Annotated in this window: 10 protein-coding genes, 3 tRNA genes and 1 pseudogene; 10 read left to right on the top strand and 4 right to left on the bottom strand. The window is 40.3% G+C overall.

Going from position 1 to position 14,398, the window contains the following annotated elements; genetic code table 11:
- Nucleotides 1-9 precede the first annotated feature (9 nt).
- From VB083_RS10710 to VB083_RS10690, 5 genes are all read left to right on the top strand, one after another.
- A complete protein-coding gene (locus tag VB083_RS10710; RefSeq protein WP_323402047.1) occupies nt 10-2,505 on the top strand; it encodes an ATP-dependent Clp protease ATP-binding subunit in 2,496 nt (831 codons plus the stop codon).
- Between the two features lie 87 nt (nt 2,506-2,592).
- Complete coding sequence (locus VB083_RS10705; RefSeq protein ID WP_213690300.1) at nt 2,593-3,438, top strand: SDH family Clp fold serine proteinase; 846 nt, start codon at nt 2,593-2,595, stop codon at nt 3,436-3,438.
- A gap of 15 nt (nt 3,439-3,453) precedes the next feature.
- Complete coding sequence (locus tag VB083_RS10700) at nt 3,454-4,317, top strand: peptidylprolyl isomerase (RefSeq protein WP_213690299.1); 864 nt, start codon at nt 3,454-3,456, stop codon at nt 4,315-4,317.
- A 12-nt stretch (nt 4,318-4,329) separates the two neighbouring features.
- Nucleotides 4,330-4,776, top strand: a complete 447-nt coding sequence (locus VB083_RS10695) for a hypothetical protein (protein WP_213690298.1) — start codon at nt 4,330-4,332, stop codon at nt 4,774-4,776.
- A 32-nt stretch (nt 4,777-4,808) separates the two neighbouring features.
- Nucleotides 4,809-5,678, top strand: a complete 870-nt coding sequence (locus tag VB083_RS10690; RefSeq protein ID WP_213690297.1) for a mechanosensitive ion channel family protein — start codon at nt 4,809-4,811, stop codon at nt 5,676-5,678.
- On the opposite strand, the gene VB083_RS10685 is transcribed toward VB083_RS10690, so the two are convergent.
- Nucleotides 5,642-7,396, bottom strand: a complete 1,755-nt coding sequence (locus VB083_RS10685; protein WP_213690296.1) for a phosphodiester glycosidase family protein — start codon at nt 7,394-7,396, stop codon at nt 5,642-5,644. The genes VB083_RS10690 and VB083_RS10685 overlap by 37 nt on opposite strands.
- A gap of 182 nt (nt 7,397-7,578) precedes the next feature.
- Between VB083_RS10685 and VB083_RS10680 the strand changes: the two genes are divergently transcribed.
- Nucleotides 7,579-7,654: transfer RNA gene (locus VB083_RS10680), tRNA-Ala, on the top strand.
- Nucleotides 7,655-7,725: 71 nt separating this feature from the next.
- On the opposite strand, the gene VB083_RS10675 is transcribed toward VB083_RS10680, so the two are convergent.
- Nucleotides 7,726-8,880 carry a DUF1624 domain-containing protein gene (locus tag VB083_RS10675; RefSeq protein WP_323402046.1) on the bottom strand — a complete coding sequence of 385 codons (1,155 nt, stop codon included), beginning with the start codon at nt 8,878-8,880 and terminating at the stop codon, nt 7,726-7,728.
- A gap of 224 nt (nt 8,881-9,104) precedes the next feature.
- Here VB083_RS10675 and speD point away from each other — a divergent pair, with 224 nt between their 5' ends.
- A complete protein-coding gene (speD, locus tag VB083_RS10670; protein WP_213690294.1) occupies nt 9,105-9,521 on the top strand; it encodes an adenosylmethionine decarboxylase in 417 nt (138 codons plus the stop codon).
- 78 nt (nt 9,522-9,599) lie between these two features.
- Here speD and VB083_RS10665 read toward each other — a convergent pair.
- Nucleotides 9,600-9,675: transfer RNA gene (locus VB083_RS10665), tRNA-Glu, on the bottom strand.
- Between the two features lie 8 nt (nt 9,676-9,683).
- Nucleotides 9,684-9,757: transfer RNA gene (locus VB083_RS10660), tRNA-Gln, on the bottom strand.
- Nucleotides 9,758-10,226: 469 nt separating this feature from the next.
- Here VB083_RS10660 and VB083_RS10655 point away from each other — a divergent pair.
- From VB083_RS10655 to VB083_RS10645, 3 genes and pseudogenes are all read left to right on the top strand, one after another.
- On the top strand, nt 10,227-11,567 hold the full coding sequence (locus tag VB083_RS10655) for a sodium-dependent transporter (protein WP_213690293.1): 1,341 nt from the start codon (nt 10,227-10,229) through the stop codon (nt 11,565-11,567).
- Nucleotides 11,568-11,826: 259 nt separating this feature from the next.
- Nucleotides 11,827-12,773 (top strand): annotated as a pseudogene (locus tag VB083_RS10650) (ABC transporter substrate-binding protein); the annotation flags it as partial.
- 221 nt (nt 12,774-12,994) lie between these two features.
- Nucleotides 12,995-14,251 (top strand): class II fructose-bisphosphate aldolase, encoded by a 1,257-nt coding sequence (locus VB083_RS10645; RefSeq protein ID WP_323402044.1) that lies wholly within the window; start codon nt 12,995-12,997, stop codon nt 14,249-14,251.
- The last annotated feature ends 147 nt before the right edge of the window (nt 14,252-14,398 follow it).

The following is a 14,398-nucleotide window of genomic DNA, read 5'->3' as shown; positions in this document are numbered from 1 at the left end:
TGAAAAGCTATGTGGCAATTTTTTACAGAACGAGGTAAAAAAGTAGTTCAGCTTGCTCACAGAGAAGCTCTTCGTATGGGGCATGATGTGATTGGCACAGAACATATACTTCTGGGACTTTTAGTAGAGGGCGAAGGAGTTGCAGCTCAAGTATTGAATTCATTAGGTGTCAATTTTTTAGAAGTGCGCCGTCAGATAGAAGAACTTGTAGGCAAAGGGCAACCTATTTTGAAGCCTATTGATCTTCCCTTGAGTCCTAGGGCTAAAAGGGTGCTTGATCTTGCTATTAAGGAAGCTAGAAATATGGGGGTTAACTATGTAGGAACAGAGCATGTTCTTCTTGGTCTTTTGGCAGAAGGAGAAGGTGTTGCTGCACAGATTCTTTTATCTTTGGGAATCGATACGACGGTAATACAGCGAGAAATAGGACGTTTTATCAGCAATAACGAGGCGGATGGAATGCCCCAAACCGAAATGCTGGGAGACGGTCAGAATCGAATGAACAGCAAAACGCCGACCCTTGATCAGTTAGGCGTTGATTTGTCTGAAAAAAGCAAGAAAGATGAATTAGATCCAGTAATAGGCAGAGATAAAGAAATTCAGAGAGTTATTCAAATTCTTGCGAGACGCACAAAGAACAATCCTATTCTCCTTGGCGATCCAGGAGTAGGAAAAACAGCTATTGTTGAAGGACTCGCGCAAAAGATAAACGATGGTAATATCGCAGAAATTTTGCGAGGGAAAAAAATAGTTCAGCTGAATATGGGCAATCTCGTTGCAGGCACAAAGTATAGAGGCGAATTCGAAGAGCGAATGAGGAAGCTTTTGAAGGAACTTCGAGAGGCTGGAGATATTATCATCTTTATTGACGAGATTCACACAATAATTGGAGCTGGCGGAGCTGAAGGGGCTGTCGATGCGGCTAATATTCTTAAGCCGAGTTTGTCTCGAGGAGAATTTCAGGTTATAGGCGCAACGACTCTTGAAGAGTATAGAAAATATATAGAAAAGGATGCGGCCCTTGAACGCCGTTTCCAGCCTGTTTTTGTTGATGAACCTTCTATCGATGATACGGTGCATATTCTTGAGGGGCTTCGAGATCGATACGAATCTCACCATAGAGTAAATATTGCTGACGATGCACTTGTAGCAGCGGCTCGACTTTCATCCCGCTACATTACGGATCGTTTTCTTCCCGACAAGGCGATTGATCTTATCGATGAAGCAGCGGCTCGTGCCCGGCTTAAAACTATGGAAATTCCTGCAGAGTTGAAAGATATAGAATATCATCTTGAAGAAGTTCGTAAGGAAAAAGAGGCGGCAGTAACATCACAGGAATTTGAAAAGGCAGCACGTTTACGTGATACCGAGCGTCAGATATCTGAAGAACTTGAAATGAATAAGAAAAACTGGCAATCAAGAAGACACCAAGAAAAGCCTCTTGTTGGTTTTGATGATATCGCGACGATTGTAAGCGAATGGACAAATATCCCTGTGGCGCAATTGACGGAGGAAGAATCTCATCGATTACTTCGAATGGAAGAGGAAATTCATCGCCAGCTTATTGGGCAGGATGAGGCTGTTAATGCTGTTTCAAGAGCTATACGACGTGCAAGAAGTGGAATGAAAGATCCTCGACGTCCTGTAGGAAGTTTTCTTTTCCTTGGTCCCACTGGTGTTGGAAAGACGGAGTTAGCCAGAAGATTGGCTGAGTTTCTTTTTGGAAGTGAGGAAGCCATGATTCGCTTGGACATGAGTGAATTTATGGAACGCCATGAGGTTGGTAAACTTATAGGAGCTCCTCCTGGCTATGTGGGCTACGATGAAGGTGGAAAACTAACAGAAGCGATAAGGCGTCGTCCATACTCAGTTGTCCTTTTCGACGAAATAGAAAAAGCTCATGAAGACATTTTTAATACCTTACTTCAGATTCTTGAAGATGGGCGACTTACAGATGGTCAGGGACATACAGTAGATTTCAGAAATGCTGTCATTATTATGACAAGTAATGTTGGAGCTAAGGAACTAGCAAAAGGTACGTCTCTGGGCTTTTCTGTAACTGAAGAGACAGACGGCTATTTTGATTGGAGCAAAACAAAATCATATATTCTAGATGCTGTTCAGAAAACATTTAGACCAGAATTTATAAATCGTATTGATGAAATGGTTGTCTTCAGACCTTTGAACAAAAAAGAAATGTTGTCTATAGTCGATATTATGTTAAATGAGATTAAAAAGAGACTGTTAGTCCACGATATCGATATCAATGTAAGCGAAGAGGCGAAGGGGTTTATTCTTGAAAAGGGTTACAATCCTAAGTTTGGAGCCAGGCCTTTGCGCCGTAAAATACAACAGCTTATTGAGGACCGATTAGCTGATCTTCTTCTTGAAGGAAAAGTTAAACGGGGGAGTCAGGTTTTTATCGGTTTGAGTAACGGAGAGATTACGGTCAAAAGTAGAAAGACTCCCAAAAAACAAAAGAAAGAAAAAAAGGCGGCAGTTTAAAGCCGCCTTTTTTTATGATGACAGAGAGAGTTCTGCCATGTACAATAAAAGGCACTATCCCCCTGAATTTAATGAAGGAGGTGCCTCATGGAAGGATCTAATATATGGTTTCTATTCTTTGTCTTCTTTTTCATCTATCCCCAACTCAAGCAGCAATTGTTACATTGGAGAAGAATTACGGCACTTAGAACGTGCGAAAAACGTCGTAAAAGTAGAATCATTACGCTTATTCATCGACAAGAGAGCATCGGTTTTTTTGGAATGTTTTCTCGGAACTTCATAAACATAGAGGATTCTGAAGAAGTGCTTCGAGCGATTCGTCTTACTTCAGAGGGGACACCCATAGATCTCATTATTCATACTCCGGGAGGTTTATTGCTTGCTGCAGAACAAATAGCTTATGCATTGAACAAACATCCGGCAAAAGTTACAGTTGTTGTTCCTCACTATGCAATGTCTGGGGGAACTCTCATTGCTCTTGCAGCTGATGAAATTCTTATGGATAAACATGCAGTACTCGGCCCGGTGGATCCTCAAATAGGGCAATATCCCGCAGCTTCTATATTAAGAGCTGTTGAAGAGAAGCCAGTCTCTGAAATTGATGATACAACTCTAATACTTGCTGACGTGAGCAGGAAAGCCGTGAAACAAACACGTTCTTTTGTATATAACCTTTTAAAAGATAAAATGGGAGAAGAAAAGGCAATAGAACTGGCTACAGTATTAACTGAAGGTCGATGGACACACGATTACCCTATAACTGCGGAAGAAGCGGTGTCTCTAGGATTGCCGGTGAATACAGATCTTTCTTCTCAAATTTGTAATATTATGAAGCTGTATCCTCAATCAGGGCTAGGACGTCCTTCTGTTCAGTATGTTCCTATTCCTTATCCTTCAGCTCCAGATGGTAATCATTCAGACGCAAGGCGGTAAAGGAGGCACTTTGTAATGCCCACAAGTATTAAAAAAGTTATTATTCCTATTCTTTGTTGCATTGTAACAGCTATAACTTTTCCATCAGTGATTGAAGCCAAAGAGTTTAAAGAACCAGTTCGTGTTGGAATTGAAACAGTTAGCAATGATGACATTCTCTTTCTGATACAAGAGCACACAGGAGTTGACAGAGCTTTAGCTGCATTGATAGTTCAGCGGATGAGCAATGATGAACAAAATGAGCTTCTTGATGGCGTTACGAATATGCTGCTTTTAGCGCGAGGAGCCCAACTTAAAGGGTTACAGTTCAACGCTGATGTCGCAGCTCGTCTAAGATGGACACGTTTAAACGTATTAGCAGATGCATACGTTGAATCTCTTTCTAAAAATTGGGATCTTAGCGAGAAAACGTCCAAACTTTTTTATAAAAACCACTCGGAATTATACACGCAAGAAAAACAATACCATATTCGCCATATACTTGTCGGAAATATGGCTGAAGCTCACTCTGTCTTGCTTCGTCTTTTAACAGGAATTCCCTTCGAAAAACTTGCCACTCAGCTTAGCTTGGATTTTTCTACGGCGCGTGATGGCGGTGATATGGGATGGATTAAAGAAAGCGAACTTCCTGAAGTCTTTAATGTTGTTAAGAGGATGAAAGTAACGGATTTTAGTGAGCCGATAAAAGCGGAGTACGGATTTCACATCATTCAATTGCTTGAGGAAAAAGGCGGAGCTCTTTTGCCATATGAGCAAGTCAAGGAACAAGTTCAAAAAGACCTAGAGGCAGAATATATCAATGAAGAATTGCTTAACCTTAAAAAAGGGGTAGAAATATCAAACGAGAGTGAAGCTCTTGATGAAATACGTATTCCTTAACGGGGGTAAGTTATGAAAACACAAAATTTAGAGTCTTCTTTTGCTCTTCCTAAATGGCTGAGGATTATGGCATCAGCCGTTGGTTTCATAATTTTAGCGCTGGGGCTGGGTAAGCTCTTTTCTCATTCTATTGCTGAGTTGAAGCTGATGTTTCCCTATATTTTAGTGGGAGTTGTATGTTTTTCTATAGGAGGCATTTCTACCTCTATGTCTCTTTCTCCAGAGGGAGTTGTTCATGTTCGATCTGTTTGGGGAAAGAAAAAAGAAGAAACGTTGTCATGGGATGTTATTAATTCTGTAGTTTTACAGCGTAAGAAAAATATGTTTTATGCTCGTTTTTTTAAAGAGAACGGTAAGGGATGGCAGATCCCTTTTAAAATTAGTCAGCTAGAAGCTTTTAATTCATATATGAAGCGATACCATTCAGATATTAACATAGAAGATATAACAGATATGTAAGTTTTATTGTGCAGAGATAAGGAGAGAAAAAAATGGAAGGGATCAGGGCTGCATTTCCTTTTGCTCATCAGCTCATTGTTGCATTAGGTTTACTCATTGCTTGGATTATTGTTAGTAAGATTGTTCTTTTGGCCCTTTCCAGAAGTTTTGATCTTCTTCGAAAACGGATAGAAAAAAGTGAAAATAATGAAAGACGCCCATCTGCTTTACAACGGGTAGAGACATTGAAAGGTATTACATTAAATGTTGTGAAATGGGTTATTGCCATTGTATTTGTGCTGAGCATCATAGGTAGTTTCGGTGTGAATATTACTCCTATACTTACAGGAGTTGGATTAGCAGGTTTAGGAATCTCCATGGCTGCACAGAATATAATTCGTGATTTTTTAAACGGTATCTTTGTCGTATTAGAAGATCATTATGGTGTAGGGGATTGGATAGAAACGTCTATGGGGGGCGGAACAGTAGAAAAGTTAACCCTTCGAACCACTCACCTACGAGATATTGATGGAAATCTTATTATTATTCCCAATGGAAGCATTAATGGCATTACTAACTACACGAAAAACTGGTCTCGTGCGACCATAAAGTTGCGCGTGCCCTTCGATACAGATGTTCGTCAGGCTATGCACATTATGGAAGAGACAGCCAATAGCTTGCAGGAAGAGAACCCTTCTCTTTTTATAGGGCCTCCTACAGTACAGGGAATTCTCGATTTTCTCGATAGTTCTATATTATTGAGAACCCTCTTTGATACGACACCAGGTGACCAGTGGGTTTTATCGCGAGAATACCGCCTACGCGTGAAGGAAGCTTTCGATCGTTCTGGTATACGTATTGCTGTGCCACAATCGGAAGTATGGCTTCATTCCCCCTCTTCCGAACCAAAGAAAATGCCGTAAGGCAAAGGGCGTTCCTTCCCACCAGGAATGGAATTAATGATGTAGTCTTTCCATATAAGCTCTGAAGAGCCTCCTCCGTCAAGATTCAGAAGGGTAGAGATTCCCAGGTTATCTGCAAGTCGAGCTGCTTCCATGAGGGTTACCCCGTTGCTGTGCCATGGATCTCGGCCATCGATAACGACCCACCAAAGTTTCTTACCATTTGACCCTACAAGGGTGCGTGGATGTTTTTGATTACGAAGATTTACAGAAAAACCTTCATTTTTTGATTGTAACTCTCCATCTTTTAAAAGCATTGGTCCCCCTTGTAACGCAAACTTTGATTTTTGCATAACTGGGTCACGCCACTCAACTTCAACAGAGAGTGGATTCCCTTTTTCCAGTAAAGAGCGTACAACTTGTATTCCTGTTCCTCGAGCAGCTAAAAGAAGACTTCCTGAAGGAACTATTCGTTTAGCTTTAGATATTCCATTAAGCTCACTAACATGCCCGTTAGTTAATAAGAAGGCTTGGCTGTCTTGGGGCAGAGGACGAGCAAGAGGACCTGCTTCAGACGAAAAAAGGGCCAAGCTATTTTGTGGAGGCATTGTATTTAAAAGGGGTACTGGCGCGATCCAGTTTTCTTTTCGCAGCACTATTCGAAACTCTCCATTGCCGAAGAAAGCCTCTCCTTTATCTGACCACCCAATGGCAGAACGTGACGTATATGAGGGAGAAACAGGTTCCCCATCGATAAGTAAGGTCCCGATAGGTTTTTTACTAGCGAAAAAACCACCATTAATCCCTCCTTCTGCCTTTGCCTTCTTGGCTATATTACTTAATGAGGCTAGAGATCTTCCTTGAGAAGGTGCAGTTATGATAGATGGATAATATCCATCTATTGAGCATATAGCTGCCCAAAAAAGAGCGTTGCTCCCTTGCTCACTGTAGGGGACTACATTCCCAACAAATTCCGAAGGCATAGCAGAGAGGGTTTCCCATGCTTTTACGTAATTAGAATAAGGACCGACAAATACGGCAAAAGCACATTCAGTATTTGCTATAAAAGCAGGTAATCCCTGAAGAGATATTTTTTCTTGCAATAGAAGAGCTGAATTCTTATCAGGCGCTTCTTTTACAAAAATAGCCCATGAACGAGGAGGTGTCCCTATCTTTTCGCGATGTATGCGTAAAGACGTATATTTCCCGTGAAATATCTCATCCCAGACAATTGATTGACGACATTGCAACAACCAATCAACTAAACTTTTAAGATCGTCATCCGTTAAATTTCCTTTAGGTTCAGTCAAGAACTTTTGAGGAGCACTTGGTACACAAGTCTTGCCAAGAGATAGATATGAAACCATATATTCCGGAATCTCGTTATTTTCTTCAAAATTGAGTTTCCCCATAAGCGAAGCTTCATGAGACCACCCCATAGCCTTAAAAGCGAAATAAAGGGCTTCAATTCGTGTTGCTTCCAAATCAGGGTGAAAACGTTCTCCTGGATATATAATGCCGTATGACCGTGCTGTTTCTATGGCTGAAAAGGCGGGATGATTTTCAGGCACATCAGAGAATCTTTCTTCTCCTGTCCATCTGGGTATCGCTAAAGCATCAACAATAGCTTCCGCCATTATTCCACGAGTTATAGCTTCAGCCGGAATAGATCCCCAGAGATAAAAAAGGGCTAAAGTGGAAAAACAGCAAAGTGTTGTTGCTAATTTTTTTAAAGTCATGGAAAAGTTCTCCTCATGGTTATATTTAGGTATCTTTATATTTTCTCATTGCCAATATATAAGGACAATCATGCTTGAGACCCTTCTTAGACAGTGATTTTAGGTCCCCTTTTAAGAAAATAAAATTTTCAGAGGTTGACAGAACTGCTGTGGCTACTTATAATACTCACGTTCCGCGATGCGGGGCTATAGCTCAGCTGGGAGAGCGCTTGAATGGCATTCAAGAGGTCAGGGGTTCGAATCCCCTTAGCTCCACCATTAGAATGATAGAGCAGCTGATGGAATATTCCATAAGCTGCTTTTTTATGTTTTGTCTTAACTATATGATCTTAGAATAGCCTCCAAATTGAATCCATAGAGGTACTTTTCTTGAATCTAGCACACCATTTGCAGGGAAAATAAAGCAAAATGATTCCTGTCCCCCATGCCCCGTATGCTACAGCATATCCTGATGCAGAGATGATTTTGCCCATAACACTAAAAAGAGCAAGGTGGAGCATGTAATAGAACAAAGGCACTCTCCCAAAAATTACTAAAGGGTTTTTATCACTCATATGAGAAGCAAAATGGTTAAGCATTGCCAACATGAGAAATAAAATGCCGAGAGTTAAGAGGATAAAAGTTATGCTTGGTGGGTACTTAGTGATGGAAAGAAAGCTTATTAGTCCATTTGGTTTCAGTGTATTTATATTGGCTAAAGATCCAGCGAATCTCATTGCGGCAAAGATAAGTAGAAAAGCTCCGCCGACCAAGCCTGTTTTTTTAAAGGCACCATCTCCGTACTTGATAAGAATGCGTCCGAATATTATGCCTAAAAGAGTTATACTTAACCAGGGCATAAGTGGGTAGACCCAAAAAGCTATTGGCCCCACAAAGGTTTTAAATTCCCAAGGTGTAAAGAGAAGAATTTGAGACATAGAAAGTTGCCCAGCTATTTCTTTTATAGGGAGACCTAAGGGAAGAAAGAACGGAGTTACAATAATGCAAATCATCGAAAAGATTACTAACCATAAGGAGCGTAATTTCATTAACAGCGAACTTGCCATCATAGAGATACCCAATGTTGAAATAATAGTGAAAAAGATGAACCATTTGGGACCACCTTGTTTAGTTAAAAATCCCCAATTCCAAAAGAAATTCTCTAAAGTGAGTGATAAAAATAGAAGAATAAATCCTCTGATGAAAAAGTGACGAAGCATAGCATGCGCTTTCCAACCGCGTTTTATCCTTGATTCAACAAAGAGAATCATTCCGGTTCCCATAAGGAAAGTGAAACCAGGAGCACAAGGATGTGTAATCCATCGCGTGAAAAAAGCGAGCAGAGAATTACCATAATCCGGCATGGGCAAAGCCCACATTTCACTAAAGTGAATGTTACCTATAAATGATGAAGAATGGTCAAGAGCCATTAAAATCATGAGGATTCCGCGAGCGGCATCTAGTTCAAGAATCCTTTTACCAGACTTTAAATAACTTGTTTCCATCTTTTTATCCTCCTTACACTTTTAATTTTAATTTTACCCCCGTTTTAAAGCGTTCACAATAATTAGCTAACTATCGTTTTGCTTTATAGTTTTTTGTGCTGGGAACAGTGTGAAAAGTATTCAAGATTTTTTACTTTCTTTTTTGTGCTTTTGTGTTCTTTTGTACTATACTTATTCCACTTGGCCTGAGGGCAATTTTGTTTGTAGAAAGAGGAGGAGGGTAAATGTCACCAAAGGGGTACCACTTTATTGTTGAGGCTTCGGGATGTGGGGACGTTATCGGACAGGTTGAACGGTTGCAAGAGATTTTAGTGGAAGCGGCAAAAAGAGCAAATACGCAGGTTTGGTCCGTGTCCTTTCATCGATTTCCTCCCAATGGAGTGAGCGGCGTTGTGGTCATCAGTGAATCGCATCTTTCTGTCCATACATGGCCAGAAGCTCAGTATATGGCTCTTGATATCTATACCTGTGGGGAACACAGTATGCCAGAGGTAGCTGTAAAATATGTATTGGAGCAGATTGGTGCCGCCCATACCCACATAACAGAAATTACCCGTGGAATTGATGATGGCGACGAACTTTACTACCACTCGTTTATTACTTGGGAAGAGAGATTAAAAGAGGAAGACGAAGGCAAGTAGAGAGTTCTCTTCTTCTCTCGTTGTTATCCAAAAAGCAAAAAAAGAGGCTAGAATTTCTAGCCTCTTTTAAATTTATATTGGTAGCCCCAACGGGATTCGAACCCGTGTCTCCACCTTGAGAGGGTGACGACCTTGACCACTAGTCGATGGGGCCTCTTTTTCTGGCTGGGGAACCTGGATTCGAACCAGGATTACCTGATCCAGAGTCAGGCGTGCTGCCGTTGCACCATTCCCCAACATTCTACGTCTCACACAGCGATGGGTATATTACCATGGTCTTTATGAAACTGCAACCCCTTTTCTTCGCAGAAATGTGTTTAATGGTGAACCTTGAAATATTTAATAAAATAGAATTTGACAAGTCTGAAAATAACATATAGAATAGCGCCACTTTCGAGGATACAAAATACACCAGAGGCAAGGAGGGGAACGTAGTGATTATAAATCGAAATACTTTAGTTAACATAATAATTATACTCCTCGTTATTATTAGCTGCGGGCCCTCTTCCGGAGCGCCTACTGGCATTTGATTTTAGCCAGCAGACTTTTCGGGGTCGGGCCCTTTTTAGGGTTCGGCCCTTTTTTTTATTCAGTCATCAAGATCACATTAAATTCTTAAATAACTAAATTACTAACGCCATAAAGAGCGCTTATGTTATGCGTCTATCTGTTTTGAATATTCAAATATTACAGGGAGGGATTTTTATGAGACAAGAAGAAAAAGAAAGGGAGCAGTGGGGAAGCCGGGTTGGCTTTCTTCTTGCGTCAGCGGGATCAGCAGTTGGTCTTGGAAATATCTGGCGTTTCCCCTATATTACGGGTAAAAATGGTGGAGCTGCATTTCTCGTGATATACATTGCTTTGGCATTTACTATAGGAGCATCAGTAATGTTGGCAGAGTTTGCTATTGGTCGCGCAGCGAAAAAGAATGCTGTGGGAGCTTTCAAAGAGCTAAAAGGAGGCGCCTGGCCTCTCGTTGGTTGGATGGGGCTGGCTGTAGCCTTTATTATTCTTTCTTATTATGCCGTTATCGGAGGTTGGACATTCGCTTATATTTTTAAGTCTTTCACAGGCCTTATGTCTCTTAATGATACGTCGGCTGTACAGAATGCTTTTTTAGGTTTTATTGCTAATCCTACTCAAGTTCTTCTGGCTTTTTTTGCTTTTATGCTTATGGTTGTTATGGTGGTGTATAAAGGTGTTGGTCAAGGTATTGAACGGGCCAGCAAAATTCTAATGCCAGGACTTTTCCTTATCATACTGATACTTGTTGTCAGGGCTTTGACGCTTCCAGGCGCATCAAAAGGTATTGCTTTTTATCTTAAGCCAGATTTTTCAAAAGTTACAGGAAGTACTATTATTGATGCTTTAGGACAAGCTTTTTATTCACTTTCTCTCGGTATGGGAATTCTCATAACTTTTGGCAGCTACATTGGTAAGAATGAAAATATTCCTAAATCAGTTGCTACAGTTACTCTTCTTGATACCCTTGTTGCTTTTCTTGCTGGATTGATCATTTTCCCTACTGTTTTTTCTTTTGGCATCGATGCAGGGGCTGGGGCGGGTCTCACTTTTATAACTTTGCCCGCAGTTTTTTCGAAAATGTGGGGCGGTATGGTCTGGTCAGCGCTCTTTTTTGCACTTCTCTTTATAGCTGCTCTTACCTCGTCAGTATCTCTTTTCGAGGTTGTTGTATCTTACTGTAAAGATGAGTTGAAATGGAGTAGAAGAAAAAGTTGCTTTCTTATGGGAACAGCTATCTTTCTTCTCGGAATTCCATCGGCTCTTTCTCAGGGAGCCTATCCTATTAATCTCTTTGGAAAGAGTTTTCTTGATGCCATGGACTGGGTATGCAATAACATCCTTTTGACTACAGGTGGTCTTTTGATCTCTTTATTTGTTGGATGGGTTGTAACAGATAGAATCAAAGATGATGTTTCCAACAATGGCCGACTTGACTTTGCTCTTATGTCTCCATGGCTTTTGATACTGCGCTTTTTTGCTCCTATAGCTATCATTATGATCATGTGGAATGGTTTACGTTAAAATCTTAGTTTTTTAACTGAACAGAAAAGAAGGATTTTACAAAAGAATTCTTCTTTTCTGTTTGCAATATAGTAGGATTGTTAGTGATAAGTGCCCTTCTTTCTTTGACGCAATAGTTCCAACATGTTAATTTATAGTGAGTGTTGTGCATATGAAGCATATTTTTACTAGAAGAAAATAAATGGCGTGACAAACTACTAAATTGCTGGTGATTTTTTTATTATGTAGTGTTGTGTTTTTTGTTAACTAATTATTGTTAATGGTTTATTCCCCGAAAGAAAATTGTATAGCTATGCTTCATATGTCTTCGCTTAGGAATAAAGGAGGTAGCTATATGAAAAAATATTTTGTTTCGATAATACTTCTCATAAGTGGTTTGTCTCTAATAATTTCCCCTTTCTCCCCAAAAGCATTAGCCAGTCAAAAAGAGATTGTTATGATTGATCTAAGTTATGATTCTGTTCAAATACATAATAGAGTGGCTGGTTTTATTCTGGAACACGGATATGGCAAAAAAATAGACTATGTTTTTGCTGACTCAATGCCAGGTCTTTTGGGGCTTGAGCGAGGAAATTATGATGTAGTATTGGACCTTTGGGTTGATAACGTTCCTGAATGGTGGAAACGTAACAAAGAAGCAGGAAAGGTTCTTAGTCTTGGCAATACTTATCCTGACGCTCCTCAAGGTTGGTATGTCCCTACATACGTTATTAAAGGAGATCCCGAACGAGGGATTGATCCAATATTGCCGAATCTAAAGTCTGTGATGGATCTTCCAAAATATTGGGAATTTTTCAAAGATCCAGAGGAACCAAACAAAGGAAGATTTTATAATGCTCCTTCTGGATGGGTTTGTCATTCCATTAATAAAGATAAATTCGAAGCGTATGGATTAGATGAATATTTCATAGCGTTCGATCCAGGATCAGGAACAGCTTTGACGACAGTTATTATGCGTGCCTATCAAAGAGGAGAGCCGATTCTGGTTTATCATTGGGAACCGACCGCAATAATGGGTACTCTTGATATGACAATGCTTGAAGAACCATTGTTCGATCAGGAAAAATGGGAAGAAAATCATGGATGCGCCTATCCCAAATCAAAAGTTCTTAAACTTATTAATGCTGATTTTGCAAAAAAAATCCTGATATTGTCACTTTCTTGAAAAAGTATCAATCAACGTTAGATAAGTCTAATAGGGCGTTAGCTTATATGCAAAAAAATAAAGCAACTGCAGAAGAAACAGCTCTTTGGTATCTCAAGGAATACAAAGAGGATTGGATGAATTGGCTTGATGATGAGACAATTCGTAAGGTTGAACAAGCCCTATAAAAAGCTTGTGGTATAGTGTATTGTATGTCATTTATGGGTGTCTATATTTGAGATAAAAATATTTTAGGAAAATTATATAAGGAGCGTGACAACGGATGAGAACGAACAGCGCCTCATATAAAGAGATGCTGAAAAAACGCCCTCTGAACGTTCAGGCTTTATGGGGAAATGAAGAAGTTGGATTGGTCAGTGGTCGAGACATTGTTAGAGCCTTCAGAGAAGCAAATGCTATTATTCTTGCAGCTAATGCACGGAACCCTTTGACAATAAAAGGTGTGTTCAGGGCTGCTAAAAAATTGAATGCGGCTGTTTTTATTGAGATAGCGAAGTCAGAAGCGACGTACTGTGCCGGAAATTTCCAAAATCTTCCGGAATATGCAGTAAAAACTTCTTCTGAATTGGGACATGGTGTGATCTTTGGTCTGCATGTCGACCATTATGCTATTAAGTCCGAAGCGGATCTTTTCAAGGCTGTAAGTCATATTCCTTCAATTATTCAAGAAGGATGGACTTCTGTTGCCATTGATGCCTCTCATTTGCCAGATTGGGAAAATCTTTGCAGCACTCGTGATGTAGCAATGCATATTCCTCCCTATCTTGGATTGGAAGTTGAAGTAGGTGAGATAAAAGGGGCAGGGGAATTAACCACAGTAGAGGAAGCAAAATTCTTTATTGGAGGGCTTAATTCGTGGGGAATCTTCCCAGATCTTCTTGCTATTTCTAATGGCAGTTTGCATGGAACTTATGATACAGGCCAGCAGGAAGGCATAGATCTTGAAAGAACCCTTGAAATAGCCAATGCTATTCGCCCTTATGGTGCGTCAATTGCGCAGCACGGTATTTCTGGTACTCCTATTGAAAAGGTGGCTAAATTTGCCCGTTTTGGCATTAATAAGGGAAATGTTGCGACTCTTTTCCAGAACATTATATTTGGAATCAAAATGGATCCAGATACGGGGAACGCCATTACAGAAAACGGTGCGTATGTCAAAGAGCCGAATCGTGGTGTAACTGAGCAAACATGGCAGAAAATTGTAGAGTGGTGTGACGCTCAAGGATACAGTAGAAAAGACGGAAATTATAAAAAAGCTAATTTGCCCATGGGAGATATAATTCAGAGCGAGTCCCCTGAAATTATAGGGCGAATTGTTGATGAAACAGAGGAATGGGCAACGCGTTTTATTAAGGCATTTAATGCAGTGGATTCTGCTGATAGAGTTCTTGAGTTTATTGCAAAACGCTCTGATCATAATGGTACTCCCGAACAAGCAATTTTAGGGAAAAGATCCGATTTTACAGTTGATCGTGTACCAGGACATTCCTTAAAGGACGGTCAAGATTATACAGATTAGAAAAAATCTTGTAAGGGGCCATAGTTTGCTTCCTGATAACGTGATAAAGTGAATGGCGGGAATCCCAGTCCGTATGATTGGCTCCCGCCAATTCAAAGATAAATGGGCTCACCCTGTCCAATAGTAGTGGCGGAATGGAAGTTGCGG

The organism is Aminobacterium sp. (assembly GCF_034926885.1).
GTDB lineage: Bacteria > Synergistota > Synergistia > Synergistales > Aminobacteriaceae > Aminobacterium.
This window is presented reverse-complemented; position numbering and strand designations above follow the sequence as displayed.

What these genes read in the sequence shown, in the direction of transcription:
- VB083_RS10710 (WP_323402047.1), top strand. Translation starts at nt 10, where the DNA reads ATGTGGCAATTTTTTACAGAACGAGGTAAAAAAGTAGTTCAGCTTGCT.
- VB083_RS10705 (WP_213690300.1), top strand. Translation starts at nt 2,593, where the DNA reads ATGGAAGGATCTAATATATGGTTTCTATTCTTTGTCTTCTTTTTCATC.
- VB083_RS10700 (WP_213690299.1), top strand. Translation starts at nt 3,454, where the DNA reads ATGCCCACAAGTATTAAAAAAGTTATTATTCCTATTCTTTGTTGCATT.
- VB083_RS10695 (WP_213690298.1), top strand. Translation starts at nt 4,330, where the DNA reads ATGAAAACACAAAATTTAGAGTCTTCTTTTGCTCTTCCTAAATGGCTG.
- VB083_RS10690 (WP_213690297.1), top strand. Translation starts at nt 4,809, where the DNA reads ATGGAAGGGATCAGGGCTGCATTTCCTTTTGCTCATCAGCTCATTGTT.
- VB083_RS10685 (WP_213690296.1), bottom strand. Translation starts at nt 7,396, where the DNA reads ATGACTTTAAAAAAATTAGCAACAACACTTTGCTGTTTTTCCACTTTA.
- VB083_RS10675 (WP_323402046.1), bottom strand. Translation starts at nt 8,880, where the DNA reads ATGGAAACAAGTTATTTAAAGTCTGGTAAAAGGATTCTTGAACTAGAT.
- speD (WP_213690294.1), top strand. Translation starts at nt 9,105, where the DNA reads ATGTCACCAAAGGGGTACCACTTTATTGTTGAGGCTTCGGGATGTGGG.
- VB083_RS10655 (WP_213690293.1), top strand. Translation starts at nt 10,227, where the DNA reads ATGAGACAAGAAGAAAAAGAAAGGGAGCAGTGGGGAAGCCGGGTTGGC.
- VB083_RS10645 (WP_323402044.1), top strand. Translation starts at nt 12,995, where the DNA reads ATGAGAACGAACAGCGCCTCATATAAAGAGATGCTGAAAAAACGCCCT.